Source organism: Alphaproteobacteria bacterium (assembly GCA_039980135.1).
GTDB lineage: Bacteria > Pseudomonadota > Alphaproteobacteria > UBA6615 > UBA6615 > UBA8079.
Genome location: JBDXCV010000009.1, coordinates 152,097 through 171,465 on the forward strand (window position 1 = coordinate 152,097; position 19,369 = coordinate 171,465).

A 19,369-nucleotide genomic window follows, 5' to 3' on the forward strand; every position below is an offset into this window, starting at 1 on the left:
GACGCAACTTGCGTGCCACGGCGCCGAGTATGCGTTTATCGTTGAAAACCTCAGCATCCGTTGCACCATGGTGGTTCCGTTACTCCAGTTTGCCCCGTATCATGTCAGCCGATGACCAGTTTGTGAGCAACGCTCGATTGCCGAGGAATACGTCTGATGTCCGACTACAACGCACCCGTGCAGGACATGCAGTTCGTTCTCGAGAATCTCTGCGACATGGACGGCCTGCGCGCCCTCCCGGCATTCACGGAGACAACCAGCGATCTGGTAGAGCAGATCCTCAATGAATCCGCGCGTTTCACGGGAGAGGTCGTTGCCCCGCTGAACCAAACAGGTGACCAGCAGACATCGACGCTGTCGGGCAGCGACGTCAAAACACCAGACGGCTTCAAGGAGGCCTATCAGGCGTTTGTCGAGGGCGGCTGGAACGGAACCCCGTTCGAGCCGGAGCATGGCGGCATGGGTCTGCCATGGACAATCACCACAGCGCTGCAGGAGATGTGGCAATCCTCGAACCTCGCCTGGTCCCTGTGCCCACTACTGACCATCGGCGCGATCGAGTCCGTGATTGCGCATGGTTCAGACGACCTCAAGGCGACATTTCTTGAAAAACTGGTCTCTGGCGAGTGGACCGGCACCATGAACCTGACCGAGCCTCAGGCGGGTACCGATCTCGGCCTGCTCAAATCCCGCGCCGAGCGCGAGGGCGACCATTACCGGATCAAGGGCACGAAGATTTTCATCACCTATGGCGAGCAGGACTTCACCGACAACATCATCCATCTCGTGCTCGCCCGCCTGCCCGATGCGCCGCCGGGTGTGAAGGGCATCAGCCTCTTCCTTGTGCCGAAGTTCCTCGTCAACGACGACGGCTCGCTGGGCGAACGCAACGACGCCCACGCCATCAGTCTCGAGCACAAGCTGGGCATCCATGCGAGCCCGACCTGTGTCATGGCCTATGGCGAGAATAGCGACGGCGCCGTCGGGTATCTGATCGGCGAGGAGCATGACGGGCTGCGTTGCATGTTCACGATGATGAACAACGCGCGCCTCAATGTCGGCCTGCAGGGTGTCGCGGTCGCGGAGCGCGCCTACCAGCACGCCGTGGCCTATGCCCGCGAGCGGGTCCAGTCCGCGCCGGTCGCGAGCGGCGGAGACTCCGTGACGATCATCCAGCACCCGGATGTGCGCCGCATGCTGATGTCCATGCGGGCCCAGACCGAGGCCATGCGGGCGCTGGCCTATTACACGAACTCCGCGCTGGACCGTTCACGCCATCACGGCGACGCCGAGACGCGCGGTTACAACCAGCGACGCACCGACCTCCTGACCCCCGTGGTCAAGGCCTGGTGCACCGATCTGGGCGTCGACATCGCGTCGACCGGCGTACAGGTGCATGGCGGCATGGGCTTCATCGAGGAAACCGGTGCGGCGCAGTATTTTCGCGATTCGCGCATCGCCCCGATTTATGAGGGCACCAACGGCATTCAGGCAATCGACCTGCTCGGCCGCAAACTCCTGCGTGACGGCGGGGCTGCAATGGAGGAACTGCTCGACGAAATCGACGAGATACCCGATTCGGACGATCCGGAGATCGCGACCATCATTGCCGCGCAGAAGGATGCCAACCGGACCTTGCGTCATGCTTCGGAATGGATGCTCGACCCCGCCAACAACGATGTGAACCGAAAATTCGCCGGCGCCCACGCCTTCCTGCATCTGGCCGGCACCGTCGTCGGCGGTTGGCTGATGACCCGTTCTGCACTCGCCGCGAAGAACGGTGCCGCGAGCGGTGAAAGCCCGGAATTCCTGGAGTCCAAGGGAATCACCGCGCGGTTCTATGCCGACCACATCCTGCCCCGTGCCACCATGCATCTGGAGACGATCACCCGGGGCGGCGATTCGGTTATGGCGCTGGCAGAAGATCGTTTCTAGAAATTTTTTCGCCCCTGTGACGGGCATCACATCGCGCCGTCCTGCTGTCGGATAGATTGACCTCATTGCTCCCTTACCCAGGAAGCAAGCTTCCCCTCCGGGGCGGTAGTCCGACAGTGTCGGACTACCGCCCCACCCCCAAATTCCCAAATCGATTTCCCGGCACCGATCCGACCGGACAGTCTGTCGGCCAAGCCGTGTATTTTGGTTGTTGCACGGCTCGAGAATTTCACTAAAAAGCACCGGCCCGACACACGCCTTCTGGAGCAACCGAGGATGGCAATCAACGCGTCTGCGGCCGCAGAACCGGCCGAACTCACCGACTACTTCATCCACGAGAACGGCGTCACATTCGCCGGGCGGCATCTGCTCGTCGATTTATGGGGTGCCGAGCATCTGACGGATATCGACTACATCGAACACGCCCTGCGCAAGGCGGCCGACGCGGCAGCGGCGGCCGTACTGGACGTGCGACTTCATCAATTCTCCGACTCCGGCGGCGTGTCGGGTGTGGCAATTCTTGCCGAGAGCCATATTTCGATCCACACATGGCCGGAACGCGACTATGCGGCCATCGACGTATTCATGTGCGGTTCCTGCAACCCGCATAACTCCGTTCCGCTCCTGAAATCGGCCTTCAACGCGAAATCCGTCACAATGAACGAAACCCGCCGGGGCGTGGTGGCTTGAGCGACGCGGATAACGGTTCCGAAATCGGCTGGGCATGGTTCGACGAGCCGCTCGGGGTCGGGCTACAGCTGGGTGTGGAAATCGAGTCTGTCGTCTTCCGCGAGAAAACCGCGCATCAGGACCTGGTGATATACGAGACAGCCCAATGGGGCCGCGTCATGGCGCTGGACGGGATCATGCAGGTCTGCGAGCGCGACGAATTCATCTATCACGAGATGCTGACCCACGTGCCGATTCTGGCCCATGGCAATGCACGGGAAATCTGCATCGTCGGCGGCGGCGACGGGGGTATCCTGCGCGAGGCACTGCGCCACCCGATCAACCGGGTCACGATGGTCGAGATCGACGCTTCGGTCGTGGAACTTTGCACCACACACCTGCCCTCGATTTCAGACGGCGCGTTCAACGATCCGCGCGCCAATCTCGTGATCGCCGACGGCGCGCGCTTCATCGCCGAAACGGACCAGCGCTTCGATGTGATCATCGTCGACTCCACAGACCCGATCGGTCCCGGTGAGGTGTTGTTCACCAGCGAATTCTACGGCGGCTGCAAGGCGCGGCTGACGGAAGGGGGCGTCATCGTGACCCAAAGCGGCGTGGCGATGATCCAGGGGAGCGAGCTGACCACCACCGTGCGCCGCCTGGGCGAGCATTTTGCCGATTCCAGCGCGTATATCGCGCCGGTGCCGACCTATATCGGCGGTTTCATGGCATTTGGTTGGGGCTCGGACAATTCAGGTTTGCGCAAATTCAGCGCCGGCGTGCTTGCCGCGCGCGCCGAACAGGCCGATATCAACACGCGTTACTACAATGCCGATCTTCATGTCGGCGCATTCGCGCTGCCGACATACATCGCCGAATATGTGGAGGCCGCCCGATGAGTGATCCGATCAAGTTCTACTATGCCTGTATTTCGCCCTGGTCCTACATGGCCGTCGATGCGCTGAAGGCCCTGGCCGACAAGCATGGGCGCGAAATCGCCTACAAACCCACCCATGTGGGGCAGCAATGGGAGAAAACGAGCGCCGGTCGGCCGCTCGGCGACCGGCCCGAGGTGCTCCAGGCCTACCGGCTCATCGAACTGCCCCGCTGGGCCGAATGGCGCGGCGTCCCCATCAATTCCAAACCGAAGCATTTCCCCGCACCGTTCCTCCTGTCATCGGGCGTGATCATCGCCGCCGGGCAGGCCGGTGCGGACATGCACGACATCACGCGCGCGCTGGCACGCGGGTGCTGGGTTGATGAAAGGAATATCGGCGATCCCGACGAGGTCGCGGCCATCGCCGACGGTGTGGGTCTCGACGGCGCGGCCCTCGTCGCGGCGGCCGAATCAGATTCGGTCACGGCCGAACTACAGGCCAACACGGACGAATCGCTGGCCGACGGCGCCTGGAGTGTGCCGTCCTTCGTGGTCGATGGCGAACTGTTCTTCGGACAGGACAGAATCGAGATGATGGACTGGCGCCTGTCCGCGTAACGGCGACCCGACACCCCCCTTGCGCGAAAGGCCCGCGTGGGGATTTACTGTTGCATGGACCTGTTTCTGGAACTGGCGCCGCTCGCCGGTGTCTTGATTGTCACCGGTTGCATCGCGGGCATCCTCGCGGGCCTGCTCGGTGTCGGCGGCGGTATCATCGTCGTCCCGGTGCTGTTCACGATGCTTGGCCTCATCGAGATCGACGATTCGGTGCGCATGCATGTGGCCGTTGGTACGTCGCTGGCCAGCATCGTCATCACATCCCTGATCTCGGCGCGGTCCCACCACCGGCGCGGTGCCGTCGATACCGATCTGCTCAAGAAATGGGGAGTCTGGATTCTGCTTGGCTCCGTCGCCGGCACACTGATTGCCGGCGCTGTCGACGGGCCGGTCCTCAGCATGGTGTTCGCCTTTGTCGCGCTCACCGTCGCCATCTACATGGCAACCACATCGGCGGATTTCCGCATTCGCGACTCCCTGCCAGCCGGGATGACCGGAAGTTCGTCCGGTTTTCTCATCGGCGGTCTGTCGGCGATGATGGGGATCGGCGGTGGCACCCTGTGCGTGCCCTACTTCAATGCCTTCGGATTTCCCGTGCACCGCGCGGTCGGAACGGCGGCGGCAATCGGCCTGGTGATCGCGCTGCCGGCGACCATCGGATTCGTGGCAACCGGCTGGGGCATCCCGGCTCTGCCCGAGGCCAGCGTCGGCCATGTGAACTTGCTGGGCCTGATCCTGATCGCACCCTTCACGTCGCTGACGGCACCCCTCGGGGTCAGGCTGGCGCATCGACTGAGTGCACGCGCCCTCAAGCTGTTGTTTGCCCTGTTTCTGTTTGCCACGTCGGCCCGGATGCTCGTGGCCCTGTTCCTGGCCTAGATCAGTCCGTTCGCTTGCCGAGCCAGGACACCGCATCGGCGAGCGAACCCACCACCGCGTCCGCGCGGGTGCCCGCGGTATCTTCGGTGCCCTCTATCAGCAGACGCACCCCGACACCCCCGTTGATACCCGCCTCTATATCGGTCTCGCGGTCACCGACGATGGCGGACGCGGCCATGTCGATATCGAACGCGTCGCGCGCCTTGAACAGCATGCCGGGACCCGGCTTCCGGTCCGGCGATTCCCGCTTGTACACGCCGATCCCTTCCTCGGGGTGCGTGGGTGAAAAATAGGTGCGGGCAATCTCGATACCGCGCTCGCGGAATTGACCTTCCATCCACGCGGTCAACGCATGGAATTGTTGTTCGGTATAAAGCCCCCGGCCAATCCCGGCCTGGTTGGTCACCACAACCAGCAGATACCCCATATCCCGGGCTGCCTGGCATCCTTCGAAGACGCCCTCACGGAAGATGAAGTCCTCGATCCGCCAGATATAGCCGCTGTCGACGTTGATCACCCCGTCGCGGTCCAGAAAAAGAGCCTTCACCTGTTCCTGCGGCATGTATGGGACTACTCGGCCGCTTTCTGCGCGCGCTCGCGCAGCTGCGTGAGCGTGAAGTTGCTCGCAATCAGCTCCTGATCGACGACCAGCTCGATCACCGCAGGCCGGCCCGCCGCGAGCGCCCGCTCCATCGCGGGGCCGAATTCCCCGGTCGCCTTCACCCGCTCGCCCTGTGCACCGAAGGCCTCGGCCCAGGCGACGAAATCGGGGTTGCGGAGATGGGTCGCGATTTCGCGGCCCGGGTATTCGCGCTCCTCATGCATCCGGATCGTGCCGTACATGCTGTTGTTGGCGATGATCAACACAATCGGCAGATCATGCTGGACTGCCGTTGCAAGCTCATTGCCGGTCATCAGGATTCCGCCATCACCGGCGTAGCAAATCACCGGCACGTCCGGGCAGGCGGTCTTGGCCGCGATTGCCGCCGGCATGCCATAACCCATGGATCCGTTCGCCGGTCCCAGCTGGGTCCGGTATTTCCGAAACTTGAAGAAGCGGCTGGTCCAGCCGGCGAAGTTGCCGGCATCGGTGGTGATGATGGCGTCGTCGGGCAGAATATCCCGGAGCTGAACGAACAATTCCGCCAGGTTCAATGGCCCCGGCACGTCGGTCGGTACGGTCCAGGCGTCGAAGTCCTTGCGCCCGTCGCTGAGCCATCCGGCCCATCTGTCCGGGTCGAGATGAAGGTGCCGCCGCGCCTTCGACACGAATGCGCCCATCCCCGACGCGATTGGCAAATCGGCCTGAAACACCCGCCCGAGCTCGGTATGATCGGGGTAGACATGGATCAGGGTCTGGTCCGGTCGCGGGGCTTTCACGATGGTATAGGCTTGGGATGTCGTCTCGCCCAGCCGGGCGCCGATAACCAACAGGAGATCCGCATCGCGCACACGTTGGGTGAGCTTCGGATTGGTGTTGTAGCCGAGTTCACCGACGAAATTCGGATGGTCGTTGTTGAAGATATCCATGACCCGAAAAGAAGACACGGCCGGCAGGCCATTCGATTCGCAGAACGCCTCCAACTCGGCGCATATCCCGGCCGACCAGCCGCCGCCGCCAAAGATCACCAGCGGGCGCTCGGCAGCGGACAGGAGATCGCGGACACGTGCGATATCATCGTCGCTCGGCTCCGGTGACGCATGGGCCGAAACCCTCGCGTCGGGCACATCCACTTCGTCGGTCAGCATGTCTTCCGGCAGTGAGACCACCACCGGGCCTGGCCGCCCGCCCGCCGCGACGGCGATGGCCCGCGCCGTGATCTCGGGCATGCGCGCAGCGTCGTCCACCTCGACCGCCCATTTGGCGACAGGTGCGAACATCGCCTCGAAATCGATCTCCTGGAATGCCTCGCGGTGGCGAAACTCGCGCGGCACCTGCCCCACGAACAGAATCATCGGCGAGGAATCCTGCAACGCCGTGTGTACACCGATGCTGGCGTTGCACGCCCCGGGTCCGCGCGTGACAAAGGCGATGCCCGGCTTGCCGGTTAGCTTGCCATATGCCTCGGCGGCGTATGCCGCGCCGTTCTCATGCCGGCAGGTGATAACACGAACCGAATCCCGAACGTCATACAATGCGTCCAGCGCGGCGAGATAACTCTCGCCGGGCACACAAAAAACCGTGTCGACCCCGTGCAGAACCAAGGTATCGACCAAAATCTGACCACCCGTGCGCAATTCGCCCTCTGCCACAACTGTTTGATAATATTCGAATATCTCAGGAGTTCACGATCCGGTTCTCCTTCCGTTGAGAATATCATCTTGCACCGCGCCGGAAAACCGGACGTGGTAGTATCATTGTAGGAGTGAGTTTGGTCTGCCGCCAGAAAGGCCGCGTATTTTCATGGTAACGATTCCATCTTCGCCCAAGGGTCCCGCGGTCTATGTGGTGGGTGAAAGGCAGGTCGATGCGACCTTCCGCACGCTGATCGAATTGTGCCTGAAGACCCTGAAGAGCGGCCCCTGCGACGTTGAGGCTGTCGTGACCGCGGCCGATGTCAGCCCGGCAGATCGCAGCGCAATCCTCGAATTCCTGCAGGACGAATACAATGCGCGGGGCGCGTTCATCACCGGTCAGGAATCGCAATTTCTCGACGAATCCAGCGACGCCTACGATGAGATCGACGACGCCAGCCTGCTTCTCGGCGAAGTCGGTGTGGTCGTGCGCCAACCGGGCCAGCTTCGCGCCGCCGCACCGCGCCTTGACGCTGCTGTCCGCGCGGCAAACCGAATCCTGCCGGGCGATACCCCGGAAATTCTGATCCTGGGCGCCGGTCCGGATGCGCGTGCCGTCGCGGCCGCCGTCGCGACAGGGGCCTGTGATGCCAAGCCGCAGAAAGTGACCATCGCCAGCACGGATTCAAAGGGCCTGGCGGACGTCCGCCAGCGCATCGAGAACCGCGTCAACCAGGGCGAACTCGAAATTCGCCATGTGGAAAGCCCCACGGAACATGACCGGCTATTGGCGCTATTGCCGCCACGAAGCGCCGTCATCAACGCCAGCGAAGGCGAGTATGGCACCAATGCCGCCGTCGGCAGCGCGGCGCTCTTTCCCGCGCAGAGCGTCGTCTGCGACCTGCTGGCCCCGGCGGGCAGGTCTCGGCTTCTCGCAGAGGCAGTCCAGCAGCGTAGCGCATCGGAGCTCAAGATCCATGACGGACGCATCTACGCCCTGGAGTGCCGGTTCGCGGTCCTGCAGGCCATGTTCGGCGCCGAAGCGAGCGACGCGCAGCTGGGCACACTGCGCAAAGGCATCGAGAAACTCGGAGCCTAGAAAACGGTCATCTGAGGGCAGCCTCGATGTTCCCGCCGTCCACCGTCAGCACGGCGGCTGTTGTCTTGTCCGCCAGCGCCAAGTCAACAAACGCCTGCGCGACATCCTCGGCCCGGACTTCACGGCCGAGCAGGTTCCCTGCCAGATACGCCTCTTCCGACAGCCCCCGCGCATTCGACCTGGCGCGCACCATCTTGTCCGTCAGGAGGCCGCTACGAATCCGGTCGGCATTCACGGCGTTGGACCGTATGCCGTCAGCGCCATGATCAAGCGCGTACTGGCGCGAGAGGAAGAGCGTGGCGGCCTTCGGCAAGCCATACGGACCGAAATCCCTGCCCGGATTAACAGCCTGCTTCGACGTGTTGAACAGCAACACGCCACCCGTGCCCTGGGCGCGCATGACCGCGGTCGACGCCTGGGCAACCCGCTGATGGGCAAAGAAATTCAGCTCGAAACTCTCACGCAGGGTCTTCTCGTCGACATCACCGATCCGTCCCTGCCACGCCGCCCCGGCATTCGACACCAGGATATCGACCCCGCCGAAGCGTTCGCATACTGCCGCGAAGGCGCGCTTCACATCCGCATCCCGCGTCACGTCACAGGCAACGGCCAGGCCGCGCAACTCGTCGGCAAGAGGCCCGGTCACGCGCCGGTCCAAATCGAGAAGCGCCACGTCGGCGCCGGCGGCGGCGAAGGCGCGCGCGGTGGCCTGGCCAATAGCGCCCCCCGCCCCGGTGATCACGACGATCCGGCGGGCGAGCGGCTTTTCCTTCGCCGAACCGAGTTTGGCCTGCTCGAGCGACCAGTGTTCGATCGCGAATGTCTCGGCTTCCGAAATCGACCGGAACCGTCCGATCGCCTCGGCGTCGGTAATGACCTCGATATTGTTCTCGTACACATCCGCGGCCACGTCCGCCGCCCCGGCGTTCACGCCGGCGGCGAAGAAACCCAGCCCCGGCGCCAGCAACACGCGCGGCGCCGGGTCGAGCGGCGTGCGCGGGTCGGCCGGATCGTTCCGGCGTTTGAAGTAGCCGTGATAGGCGGTCTCGTAGCGGGCGATGGCCCTCGCCGCGCCGTTGAAAAACCCGTCCAGGTCGTCACGCACCGGCAGCGGCAGAATGACCGGCTTCGGCTTGATCCGGATCGCGTGATCGGGTGTCACCGTACCCTGCTGGCTGTAGCGCTTCACGGCCGGGTCGGAGACAAACCGCCGGATCGCGGGACTGGTGCGGAATGTCATGACGAACCGCACCGGGTCTTCCCCGCGCGCTTGCGCCAGCATGCCGCGGAGACGCGGGGCGATATCGGCCGCCTTCGCCACGCGAGGCGCATGGCGCGGCGGCGTAAACACAGGATTGCGCCGCCCGGTCTTCAGACGACGCTCGGCGAGGCTGACGAGTTCGACCATACGCCCATAGGCTTCCTCGGCACTTTCGCCGAAGGTGAAGATGCCATGCTTGAGCAGGATCAGGCCTTCGACCCCCGCGTGCTTCGCCTGAACCCGCGCGCAAGCCTTGGCCAGCGCGAAACCCGGCATGATGTAGGGCACCAGCGCGGCGCGATCGCCAAACAGGTCACGGCATATTTTTGCGCCGTCCGGCTGATCGGTCAGGGCCAGCACCGCAGTCGAATGCGTGTGATCGACAAACTTGTGCGGCAGAAACGCATGGAGCAGCGTCTCCACCGATGGATTTGGCGCCTTTGAATCGAGCAGATTGTGCCTCTGGACGTTGACCATCTCTTCGTCGCCCAGATGGTCCAGCCCGCGCAACGCACGCAACGGGTCGAGGCGTACGGCGGGCAGCCCCGGCGGCTCGATATCGCCCATATCCCAGCCGCTGCCTTTGACGCACAGCACATCAAGCTGCTCTCCGGTGATATCCGCCGCGACCGTCTTGACCGACGTGTTGCCACCGCCGTGCAATACCAGGCGCGGATCACCCCCCAGCAGGCGTGTCGTATAGACCCGCCGGGCAATATCCGCGTTCACCCCCTGCGCGCCATAGCGGCGGACAAACGCCCGGGCGTCGCGGTCGGACCAGAGATTTTTCATAATGGCGTTGCCCTGAACAGGTTGACCGGATTCGACTGCAAAAACCGATTATAGGGCGTCGTACCAGGCGGCAAGCGCCTTGCCGATTTCATGGGGCGAATCTTCCTGGGGATGATGTCGCCCGCGCACGACCACCTCTTCAAAGTTCGACCAGGAACGAAATACCTCGAGGTCACGCTCGAAAACGATCTGTCCGGGATCGACATTGATGAACAGTTTCGGGAGGTTGTTGGTCTGCATCCACGCCGAGAGGGTTTCCATCAGCGCGGCGACGTCGGCAGGATCGCCCTCGATCGGGATCTGGCGCGGCCAGGTAAGCGTCGCACGACGGCTCTCGCCGGGCTCTTTATAGGGGCGCCGTATCTCGGCCATCGTTTCTTCGTCGACGTCCCGAATGACGCCGGCGGTGAAGACCTTTTCGACGAAGAAATTCTCCTCCAGCACCAGCCGCTCGCCCTCTGCCGTCCGCAACATCTTGAGCATATCTCCCACGGCGTTGGGATAGTCGTCGTAGCTCTCATGGTTGCAGGCCAGGACCTCGCTATAGGCAAGCGCCTTGATCCTGTCCGCATGGCGATGTGCCCAGCTCATGCCGAGGGGCCCGCCCCAGTCATGCATGACGAAGGTCACATTGTCGGTGACGCCGAGCGCATCGAGCGCGCCGTCGATGTAGGTCTGGTGCTCGGCCAGCGTGTAGCTGCCGGGACCGGAATCTGGCAGCCGCGCGGAATCGCCCTGGCCGATATTGTCGATCGCGATCAGCCGGCCCCGGCCTTCCATGTGGGGCATGATATTGCGCCACATATAGGACGAGGTGGCGTTGCCGTGGAGAAACACAATGGGATCCCCGGTTCCGTGCTCGGCGTAGGCCATTTTCTGGCCGTTCACCTCGACGAAGGCCTTCGCGTAGGGCATGCGCGGGCTGATTTCATTCATATTGATGTCCTTACCGGGTCCTTGCTGGCGCGTTCAGATTGCAGCGTACCATTTCGCGAGCCCCTGGCCGATCTCATCGGGTGAATCTTCCTGGGGATGATGCAGCCCCCGCACCTTGATTCGTGACTGGTTCGTCCAGCTGTTGATGATGTCGAGGTCACGATCGACGATGATCTGGCCGGGGTCCGCCTCGATGAAGAGCTTGGGGCAGTCGATCGTACCGACCCATGCCGACAGCCTTTCCGACAGCGCCGCGACGAATGCGGGTTTGCCGCCGATCGGAATCTGCCGCACCCATGACAGGGTCGGGCGGCGAGCCTCGCCGGGCGCTTCATACGGGCGACGGATTTCGGCCATCGTCGCGGCATCGACCTCGCGGATCACGCCGCCGGTAAAGACATTCTCGACAAAAAAATTGTCTTCGAGGACCAGCGCCTCCCCGTCCGGTCCCTGCGCACGCTTCACCCGTTCACCGTGCCCGTCGGTATAGGAATCGTAGCTCGCATGGTTGGCGACCACGATCTCGCAATGGGCCAGACCCTTGATCGCATCCGGGTGCCGTTCGGCCCAGGACAGGCCCAGCGTGCCGCCCCAGTCATGCATTACCAGGGTGACGTCTTTTTCGACACCGAGTGCGGCGAACGCCCCGTCGATATAGATCTGGTGCTCCGGGATCATGTAGCTGTCCGGCCCACTGTCGGGCAACTTGTCGGAATCGCCCTGACCAATATTGTCGATTGCGATCAGGCGCCCCAACCCTTCGAGATGGGGCATGATGTTGCGCCACATGTAGGACGAGGTCGCGTTGCCATGCATGAAGACAATCGGGTCGCCAACCCCCTCATCCACATAGGCCATGCGGCGGCCATTCACTTCGATGAATTTCTTCGCGTACGGCATTCGCGCGCTGATATCGGTCATGTTCCCCCTCGATCCGAGCACCGGTTTCCCGACAATATGCGCGGATGGAGCGACGGGTCCAAGCGCAGCTGCCATGCATGTTATCGGACGCTCGCCGGCGTCGCTGTCGTGTTAACCTGAAGAACCTGCAGCCAAGCCGATTCTTCATGACCGAACACCTCCACCACACGCATCTGTTCTGCTCGAACATCGACGAGACCATCGCCTGGTGGTGCGGGATGCTCGGTGCCGAGATCGCATTCGACGGTGATTTCGGCGGTGCGCGCAACGTGTTCATTCGGCTTGGGTCGGGCCGCCTTCACCTCTATGCGCAAGCACCGCGCGACGCCGGCAAGGGTGCTGTGCATCACATCGGTATTCGTACAGACAATCTAGAGGCGCTCGAAGCGCGGCTGCGTGCCAGCGGCATCGCGTTCCGCAGTGACATCCGCGATTTCGGCGCCTGGAAATACATCATGTGCCCGGCCCCGGACGGCGTGCTGCTGGAGTTGTTCCAGGCCGACACCGAAAAGCTCGACGGCGACGCCGCCAGATACTTCAGCGACTGGCTCGACGGCTGACCACGCGCATGTCCAGCACATCATCCGACAACGTCATCCCGCCGATCTTCTTCCTCGGCTTTCTCGCCGCTATAGGGCCGCTGGCCCTGAGCATCCACGTCCAGTCGATCCCGGCCATCTCGGCGGCGTTCGGCACGCCCTATGCCCAGGCTCAGCTGACCGTCTCGGCGTTCCTGATGAGCTTCGCCGCCGCGCAGCTGATCGTCGGGCCCCTGTCCGACCGTTTCGGCCGGAAGCCGGTCTTGTATGGCGGTTTGCTGCTGTTTGGCCTCGCGAGTGCCGGCGCGGCCATGGCCAACAGTATCGAGGTGCTCATCGTCGCGCGCATATTGCAGGGTGCGGGGGGCTGCGCCACCCTGGTCGTGCCGCGCGCGGTCGTTCAGGACACCCATCGCGGCGTCGATGCCGCGCGGGTCATGGCGTTTGTGGCCATGCTGCAATCCACCGCGCCATCGATCGCACCCGTGCTGGGCGGCGGGATCGATGCCCTGATCGACTGGCGATGGATCTTCTGGTTTTTGACCATATTGGCTGCGCTGGCGGCGCTCGGCGCGAGTTACTGGCTGCGTGAAACCCGACCTCTCACGGGCGGCCAGCCCAATGGTTGGGGCACGATATTCCTGCGTTACGCACAGTTGTTTCGCTCGCGCCTTTATATCGGCTACACGATTGCCTTCACCTTTGGGACATCGGGATTTTTCGGTTTTCTCGCGGTGGGGCCGGCCCTGCTCATCGAAACGCGCGGGCTCGACCCGATCTGGTTCAGCGTCTGTCTGACGCTGGTTACGTCCCAGTTCGTACTCGGCAACTACACGGCCAGCCGCCTCGTGCGCCGGTTTGGCATCGACCGGGTGCTGGTCGCGGGCGTGATCGGTGAAATCGTCGCGGGCTTGATATTATTCGGACTGTCCGGTCAGGCGGCAATCGCAGCCGTCGTCGGGCCGGTGATGCTCTACTCCTATTTCAACGGCTATATCTTCGCCAACGGGATTGCCGGCGGGACGGGCGTCGATCCGCGCGTCGCAGGCTCCGCCTCGTCGTTCCTGGGTTTCACCCAACTCGGAACAGGGGCCGCAATCGCCTTCGTCATGAGCCGTCTGCCGCTCGATACCATTCTGCCTTACGCGATTACCCTGATCATCGTCAGCGCCCTGGCCGGTGCGGGCATGATGCTGGTGCGCACGGCGCGGCAGCCGGCCTCGTCGTAAACAAAAGGGCCCCATAGACGAAAAAGGCCCGCAGTGCGAACACCACGGGCCTCCTCTCCTCAACCTGACCAGATCAGAACTGTTCGGCCTCGGTTGAACCCGCCATGGCGGTTGTCGATGCCTGACCGGCCGAAATCGCCGTCGAGACCGCATCGAAGTAGGAGGTGCCGACCTCGCGCTGATGGCGCGTCGCCGAGTAGCCTTCCTCTTCCGCCGCGAACTCCTGCTCCTGCAGCCGGGAATAGGCGGCCATCCCCTCGTCGGCATAGGACCGGGCGAGGCGGAAAGTCGCGTAGTTCAGGCTGTGGAAGCCGGCGAGCGTCACGAACTGGAACTTGTAGCCCATCGCCGCGATCTCGCGCTGGAAGTGGCGCATATCGTCGGCATCGAGATGTTTCGCCCAGTTGAACGACGGTGAACAGTTGTAGGCCAGCATCTGATCGGGATACTCGGCCTTGATCGCTTCGGCATAGCGCCGCGCCTCATCCAGGTTCGGGGTCGCCGTCTCGCACCAGATGAGATCGGCATATGGCGCATAGGACAGGCCGCGCGCAATAGCGCAGTCAAGGCCGCCGGTGATCCGGTAAAATCCCTCCGACGTGCGTTCACCCGTCAGGAACGGGCGATCGCGTTCATCGATATCGCTTGTGATCAGCTGTGCCGCGTTGGCGTCCGTGCGCGCCATGATGATGGTCGGGACCCCCTGCACGTCTGCCGCCAGGCGGGCCGCATTGAGCGTGCGGATGAACGTGGCCGTCGGGACCAGGACCTTGCCGCCGAGATGGCCGCATTTCTTCTCCGATGCCAATTGGTCCTCGAAATGGACGCCGGCCGCACCCGCCTCGATCATCGCCTTCATCAGTTCGAAAGCATTCAGGGAACCGCCGAAGCCCGCTTCCGCGTCGGCGATGATCGGCGCGAAGAAATTGAGGTCGGTCGACGCTTCACCGTCGGCATGTTCCATCTGCTGCACCTGATCGGCACGCTGGAACGCCTGGTTGATGCGCTTGACCACCGCGGGAACGCTGTCCACCGGATAGAGGCTCTGGTCGGGATACATCTGGCCGGACGAGTTGGCATCTGCAGCGACCTGCCAGCCGGACAGGTAGATGGCCTTGAGCCCGGCCCGAATGTGCTGGACCGCCTGATTGCCGGTATACGCGCCCAGGGTCGGGACGAACTCCTCTTCCGCGAGCAGCTTCCAAAGACGCGCCGCCCCCTGATCGGCCAGCGTGTGGGCGATGCGTACCGACCCGCTGAGCCGGGCGACATCGGCCTGTGTGTAATCGCGGCGAATGCCGTTCCAGCGGTCGGCCGCCCAGTCCGGGGCGGGCCAGGCCTCCGTCTCCGGGGACAGGCCTTCGGGTTGGTTGGGCATGAGGGTCAAATCGTCAGGCATCGTCATCTCCGTCTTTTCGCTTGGTGTGTACAATCTCGGTTTCGATTGATGTGAAGAATTGACAATGCATGTGCGAAACGCAATAAATATATGAAATACAATGTGATAAGATGTAATTTTTTGTAAAGTTATTGCGCTGCAACTGAAAACAGAGTCAATCGCGAGCCTCAGATGACAAGCCTCGAAACCGCACAATCCGACAAACCCCAGATGGGCGGACGCGTCCGTCGATTGCGCCGGCAGCAGGGCCTGAGCCAGGCCGCGTTGGCCACCGAACTGGGCATATCCGCGAGCTATCTGAACCTGATCGAACACAACCGGCGCAATGTGACCGTGCCGTTGCTGATCAAACTGGCGGAACGGTTCGAGCTCGAGTTGAGCGATATCGCTGACGGCGACGAGGGGCGGCTCAATGCCGACCTGATGGAGGCCTTCGGCGACGATCTGTTCGGGGATCTGGACCTCACCAACGCCGACGTCCGTGACCTGGTCACGTCCAACGCAACCGTCGCACGGGCCATTCTGGCGCTCTATGACGGGTACCGGAACCTGCGCAACGATGCCGAGATCACGGTGCCCGGCGAAACCGGTCTCGACGCGCGGCCGAGCGACAGGCTGCCGAGCGAACAGGTGTCGGACTTTCTGCAGGCGCGCGCGAACTATTTCCCGGAGCTCGAAGAAGCCGCCAAACGGGTCAACGAGGACGCGTCCCTGTCCGGCGAAGACCCCCTGGTGGCCATGACCGCCTTCCTGTCCAACACCTTCGGTGTCCGGGTGTCCAATTCGACCGCGACACAGGCGCATCTGGTGCGCCGGTTCGACCCCGATAAACGCACCCTCGAATTGTCGAACATGCTGCGCGCCGACAGCCGGAATTTTCAGGCGGCGCACCAGATCGGCCTGCTCGCCGCCGAACATGACCTGGACGCCCTGATCGACGAGGGGGATTTCACCGACGACGATGCCCGAACACTGGCCCGCATCGCGCTCGCCAATTATTTCGCCGGCGCCCTATTAATGCCCTACGGCCCCTTCCTCAAGGCGGCGAAGAACCTGCGCTACGATGTGGAGCTCCTGCAGCATCAGTTCGGTGTCAGCTTCGAACAGGCCTGTCATCGCCTGACCAACCTGCAGCGGCCCGGCCATCGGGGAGTCCCATTGCATTTTCTGCGCGCCGACATCGCCGGCAACATCTCCAAGCGATTCTCGCTGTCGGGAATCCATATTCCCCGCCATGGCGGCGCCTGCCCGCGCTGGAACGTACATGCGGCATTCCTCCAGCCCGGGACAATCAATGTCCAGATTTCCCAGATGCCCGACGGCGCGACCTTCTTCTGCATCGCCCGCACGGTGTTGAAGGCCACGGGCGGTTATGGCCAGCCGCGCAGTTACCAGGCCATCGGCATGGGCTGCGAGATCGATCATGCCTCGAACCTGGTCTACGCGGACGGGATCGACCTCGAGCGGCCCGAGCGGACGATCCCGATCGGCATCTCGTGCCGGATATGTCCGCGCATGGATTGCGCCCAGCGCGCGTTTCCGCCCGTCGCGCATGCACTCGCAACCGACATCAACGCGCGCGGTGTATCGGCCTATGTCTCGGCGGCGGAAAACGACGCCTAGAACGCCCGCTAGCCGCCGAACTTGGCCTTCGCCTCGATACGCCGCGCGTGCAGGATAGGCTCGGTGTAGCCATTCGGCTGGGCCAGCCCCTTGAAGACCAGGTCGCAGGCTGCCTGGAAGGCGATCGATCCGTCGAAATCCGCCGCCATCGGGCGATAACGCGGGTCGCCTGCATTCTGTTCGTCGACCACGCCGGCCATCCGCTTCATGGTCTCGATGACCTGTTCTTCCGACGCGATGCCGTGATGCAGCCAGTTGGCGATGTGCTGCGATGAAATGCGCAAGGTAGCGCGATCTTCCATCAGCCCGACATCATTGATGTCCGGCACCGTGGAACAGCCAACACCCTGATCAATCCAGCGGACCACATAGCCCAGAATACCCTGGGCATTGTTGTCGAGCTCGGCCTGGATATCGGATTCCGGCCAGTTCGGCCGGTCGGCGACAGGGATCGACAGGATATCGTCCAGGCTGGCCCGGCCGCGGGACTTTAGCTCCGCCTGGCGCGCGGCGACATCGACCTCATGGTAGTGCATCGCATGTAGCGTCGCCGCGGTCGGCGACGGCACCCAGGCGGTGTTCGCACCAGCCATCGGGTGGCCGATCTTCTGCTCCATCATGTCTGCCATGCGGTCCGGCATGGCCCACATGCCCTTGCCGATCTGGGCGTGGCCCGGCAGGCCGCATTCCAGCCCGATATCGACGTTCCAGTCCTCATAGGACTGGATCCACGGGGCGGCCTTCATGTCGCCCTTGCGGATCATGGCGCCGGCTTCCATCGAGGTGTGCATCTCGTCGCCGGTCCGGTCGAGGAAGCCCGTGTTGATGAAGAACACCCGGTTCTTGGTCGCCCGAATGCATTCCTTGAGGTTGACGGTGGTACGCCGCTCCTCGTCCATGATGCCGACCTTGAGGGTATAACGTTCGAGCCCGAGTTCATCCTCGATCCGGCCGAACAACTCATTGGTGAATGCCGCCTCTTCAGGGCCATGCATCTTGGGCTTCACGATGTAGATCGAACCGGTCCGGCTGTTGGCGTAAGAGCTGTTGCCCTTGATGTCATGCATCGCCATCAGCGCGGAGAAGATACCGTCGAGAATGCCTTCGAAGGCTTGATTGCCATCCTTGTCGAGAACCATGCCGTTGGTCGTCAGATGGCCGACATTGCGGACCAGCATCAGCGAACGACCATGGAGCGTCAGCGTACTGCCGTCGGGTTGTGTATAGACGCGGTCCTTTTCCATCTTGCGCGAGGCCGGTAGGCCAGCCTTCTGAAACTTCGCAACCAGGTTGCCCTTGTTCAGCCCGAGCCAGTTCCGGTAGGCGAGCACCTTGTCCTGTGCGTCCACCGTCGAGACCGAATCTTCGAAGTCCATGATCGTCGTAATCGCGGATTCGAGCATCACACCCTCGATCCCGGCGGGATCGTGCCGGCCGATCAGGCTGCCAGCATCGATCATGATCTCCAGGTGAAGGTTGTTGTGAACCAGGAGGATGGCCGACGGCGCATCCGCATTCCCCCTGTAACCGGCAAATCCCTTGGGGTCCTTGAGGCCCGTGGTCGATCCATCGGCCAGGGTCACGGAAAGCGCACCATCGACAAGCGCATAGCCCATGGAATCCGCATGGGACCCAGCCTCCAGCGGCGCAGCTTCGTCGAGCAGCGCACGCGCCCGGGCGATGACCTTCGCACCACGGGTCGGGTTATAGAGCTTGCCCGGTTCCGCGCCGCCATCGTCGGAGACGACGTCGGTGCCATAGATTGCGTCATACAGTCTGCCCCAGCGGGCATTCACCGCGTTCAGCGCGTAGCGCGAGATGGTAATCGGAACCACCAGTTGCGGGCCGGCGATTGTCGAGATTTCCGTATCCACATTAGCGGTCTCGACGGTGAAGGCATCACCCTCGGGCACCAGATAGTCAATTTCTTCCAGGAACGCGCGATAGGCCGCCGGATCGAATTCCTTGTCGCGGTTCGCCTTGTGCCAGGCATCGATCTGACTCTGCAGTGCGTCGCGCTTTTCCAGTAGCTCGCGATTGCGCGGGCCCAAATCATTCACGATTTCATCGACAGAGGCCCAGAAGGCATCGGGCTCGATGCCGGTTCCCGGCACCGCCTCATCATTGATGAAGTTATAGAGTTCGCCGGCAACCTGGATATTGCCCACCTGGACCATTTCACTCATGACACTCGCCCCTATGACGTATCTGCTGTTGAATGTTCTGAATTTCCGCCCCGGTCGGGGCGATCAATGAATTCCGTCCCTGAATAGCACGAAACAGGGGTATGGATTCGAGTCCCGATCGTGTTCATTCGCTATATTCTCTTTCAAACAGTTTGCGAAAATTCGCCA

The 19,369-nt window shown here is 62.7% G+C and carries 16 protein-coding genes; 9 read left to right on the top strand and 7 right to left on the bottom strand.

Features of this window, described 5'->3' with window-relative positions; genetic code table 11:
* Positions 1-156: 156 nt before the first annotated feature.
* The 5 genes from ABJ363_11185 to ABJ363_11205 all read left to right on the top strand — a co-directional run bounded on the left by ABJ363_11185 (position 157) and on the right by ABJ363_11205 (position 4,981).
* Positions 157-1,935, top strand: a complete 1,779-nt coding sequence (locus ABJ363_11185; GenBank protein ID MEP4379556.1) for an acyl-CoA dehydrogenase — start codon at positions 157-159, stop codon at positions 1,933-1,935.
* A gap of 276 nt (positions 1,936-2,211) precedes the next feature.
* Complete coding sequence (gene speD, locus ABJ363_11190; protein MEP4379557.1) at positions 2,212-2,625, top strand: adenosylmethionine decarboxylase; 414 nt, start codon at positions 2,212-2,214, stop codon at positions 2,623-2,625.
* Positions 2,622-3,506, top strand: coding sequence for a polyamine aminopropyltransferase (speE, locus tag ABJ363_11195; protein ID MEP4379558.1), 885 nt, complete (start codon positions 2,622-2,624; stop codon positions 3,504-3,506). Before speD ends, speE begins: the two co-directional genes overlap by 4 nt.
* The gene (locus tag ABJ363_11200; protein ID MEP4379559.1) at positions 3,503-4,102 is read left to right on the top strand and encodes a 2-hydroxychromene-2-carboxylate isomerase; all 600 of its coding nucleotides are present in this window, start codon (positions 3,503-3,505) and stop codon (positions 4,100-4,102) included. Before speE ends, ABJ363_11200 begins: the two co-directional genes overlap by 4 nt.
* 54 nt (positions 4,103-4,156) lie before the next feature.
* Entirely contained in the window at positions 4,157-4,981 is an 825-nt protein-coding gene (locus ABJ363_11205; protein ID MEP4379560.1) for a sulfite exporter TauE/SafE family protein, read from the top strand.
* A 1-nt stretch (position 4,982) separates the two neighbouring features.
* On the opposite strand, the gene ABJ363_11210 is transcribed toward ABJ363_11205, so the two are convergent.
* Together ABJ363_11210 and ABJ363_11215 are read right to left on the bottom strand one after the other, a co-directional pair.
* Entirely contained in the window at positions 4,983-5,543 is a 561-nt protein-coding gene (locus tag ABJ363_11210) for an HAD family hydrolase (GenBank protein ID MEP4379561.1), read from the bottom strand.
* Positions 5,544-5,551: 8 nt separating this feature from the next.
* Entirely contained in the window at positions 5,552-7,234 is a 1,683-nt protein-coding gene (locus ABJ363_11215) for a thiamine pyrophosphate-binding protein (protein MEP4379562.1), read from the bottom strand.
* A 151-nt stretch (positions 7,235-7,385) separates the two neighbouring features.
* Between ABJ363_11215 and ABJ363_11220 the strand changes: the two genes are divergently transcribed.
* Positions 7,386-8,315 (top strand): hypothetical protein, encoded by a 930-nt coding sequence (locus ABJ363_11220; GenBank protein MEP4379563.1) that lies wholly within the window; start codon positions 7,386-7,388, stop codon positions 8,313-8,315.
* A gap of 7 nt (positions 8,316-8,322) precedes the next feature.
* On the opposite strand, the gene ABJ363_11225 is transcribed toward ABJ363_11220, so the two are convergent.
* From ABJ363_11225 to ABJ363_11235, 3 genes are read right to left on the bottom strand one after another with little or no spacing between them, the layout of a single operon-like run.
* A complete protein-coding gene (locus ABJ363_11225; GenBank protein MEP4379564.1) occupies positions 8,323-10,368 on the bottom strand; it encodes a bifunctional aldolase/short-chain dehydrogenase in 2,046 nt (681 codons plus the stop codon).
* 48 nt (positions 10,369-10,416) lie between these two features.
* Positions 10,417-11,304 carry a haloalkane dehalogenase gene (locus tag ABJ363_11230; protein ID MEP4379565.1) on the bottom strand — a complete coding sequence of 296 codons (888 nt, stop codon included), beginning with the start codon at positions 11,302-11,304 and terminating at the stop codon, positions 10,417-10,419.
* Positions 11,305-11,337: 33 nt separating this feature from the next.
* Complete coding sequence (locus ABJ363_11235) at positions 11,338-12,225, bottom strand: haloalkane dehalogenase (protein ID MEP4379566.1); 888 nt, start codon at positions 12,223-12,225, stop codon at positions 11,338-11,340.
* A 146-nt stretch (positions 12,226-12,371) separates the two neighbouring features.
* On the opposite strand from ABJ363_11235, the gene ABJ363_11240 reads away from it, so the two are divergent.
* A complete protein-coding gene (locus tag ABJ363_11240) occupies positions 12,372-12,785 on the top strand; it encodes a VOC family protein (GenBank protein MEP4379567.1) in 414 nt (137 codons plus the stop codon).
* 8 nt (positions 12,786-12,793) lie between these two features.
* Complete coding sequence (locus tag ABJ363_11245) at positions 12,794-13,993, top strand: multidrug effflux MFS transporter (protein MEP4379568.1); 1,200 nt, start codon at positions 12,794-12,796, stop codon at positions 13,991-13,993.
* Positions 13,994-14,066: 73 nt separating this feature from the next.
* Here the strand turns inward: ABJ363_11245 and aceA are convergent, their stop codons facing one another.
* Complete coding sequence (gene aceA, locus ABJ363_11250) at positions 14,067-15,371, bottom strand: isocitrate lyase (GenBank protein MEP4379569.1); 1,305 nt, start codon at positions 15,369-15,371, stop codon at positions 14,067-14,069.
* Between the two features lie 192 nt (positions 15,372-15,563).
* Here aceA and ABJ363_11255 point away from each other — a divergent pair, with 192 nt between their 5' ends.
* On the top strand, positions 15,564-17,015 hold the full coding sequence (locus ABJ363_11255) for a short-chain fatty acyl-CoA regulator family protein (protein MEP4379570.1): 1,452 nt from the start codon (positions 15,564-15,566) through the stop codon (positions 17,013-17,015).
* 8 nt (positions 17,016-17,023) lie between these two features.
* Here the strand turns inward: ABJ363_11255 and ABJ363_11260 are convergent, their stop codons facing one another.
* The gene (locus ABJ363_11260; GenBank protein ID MEP4379571.1) at positions 17,024-19,201 is read right to left on the bottom strand and encodes a malate synthase G; all 2,178 of its coding nucleotides are present in this window, start codon (positions 19,199-19,201) and stop codon (positions 17,024-17,026) included.
* Between the last annotated feature and the right edge of the window lie 168 nt (positions 19,202-19,369).

Excerpts from the sequence above, each read along its gene's own strand:
- ABJ363_11185 (MEP4379556.1), top strand. The coding sequence starts at position 157 with ATGTCCGACTACAACGCACCCGTGCAGGACATGCAGTTCGTTCTCGAG.
- speD (MEP4379557.1), top strand. The coding sequence starts at position 2,212 with ATGGCAATCAACGCGTCTGCGGCCGCAGAACCGGCCGAACTCACCGAC.
- ABJ363_11200 (MEP4379559.1), top strand. The coding sequence starts at position 3,503 with ATGAGTGATCCGATCAAGTTCTACTATGCCTGTATTTCGCCCTGGTCC.
- ABJ363_11205 (MEP4379560.1), top strand. The coding sequence starts at position 4,157 with ATGGACCTGTTTCTGGAACTGGCGCCGCTCGCCGGTGTCTTGATTGTC.
- ABJ363_11210 (MEP4379561.1), bottom strand. The coding sequence starts at position 5,543 with ATGCCGCAGGAACAGGTGAAGGCTCTTTTTCTGGACCGCGACGGGGTG.
- ABJ363_11220 (MEP4379563.1), top strand. The coding sequence starts at position 7,386 with ATGGTAACGATTCCATCTTCGCCCAAGGGTCCCGCGGTCTATGTGGTG.
- ABJ363_11225 (MEP4379564.1), bottom strand. The coding sequence starts at position 10,368 with ATGAAAAATCTCTGGTCCGACCGCGACGCCCGGGCGTTTGTCCGCCGC.
- ABJ363_11230 (MEP4379565.1), bottom strand. The coding sequence starts at position 11,304 with ATGAATGAAATCAGCCCGCGCATGCCCTACGCGAAGGCCTTCGTCGAG.
- ABJ363_11235 (MEP4379566.1), bottom strand. The coding sequence starts at position 12,225 with ATGACCGATATCAGCGCGCGAATGCCGTACGCGAAGAAATTCATCGAA.
- ABJ363_11240 (MEP4379567.1), top strand. The coding sequence starts at position 12,372 with ATGACCGAACACCTCCACCACACGCATCTGTTCTGCTCGAACATCGAC.
- ABJ363_11245 (MEP4379568.1), top strand. The coding sequence starts at position 12,794 with ATGTCCAGCACATCATCCGACAACGTCATCCCGCCGATCTTCTTCCTC.
- aceA (MEP4379569.1), bottom strand. The coding sequence starts at position 15,371 with ATGCCCAACCAACCCGAAGGCCTGTCCCCGGAGACGGAGGCCTGGCCC.
- ABJ363_11255 (MEP4379570.1), top strand. The coding sequence starts at position 15,564 with ATGACAAGCCTCGAAACCGCACAATCCGACAAACCCCAGATGGGCGGA.
- ABJ363_11260 (MEP4379571.1), bottom strand. The coding sequence starts at position 19,201 with ATGAGTGAAATGGTCCAGGTGGGCAATATCCAGGTTGCCGGCGAACTC.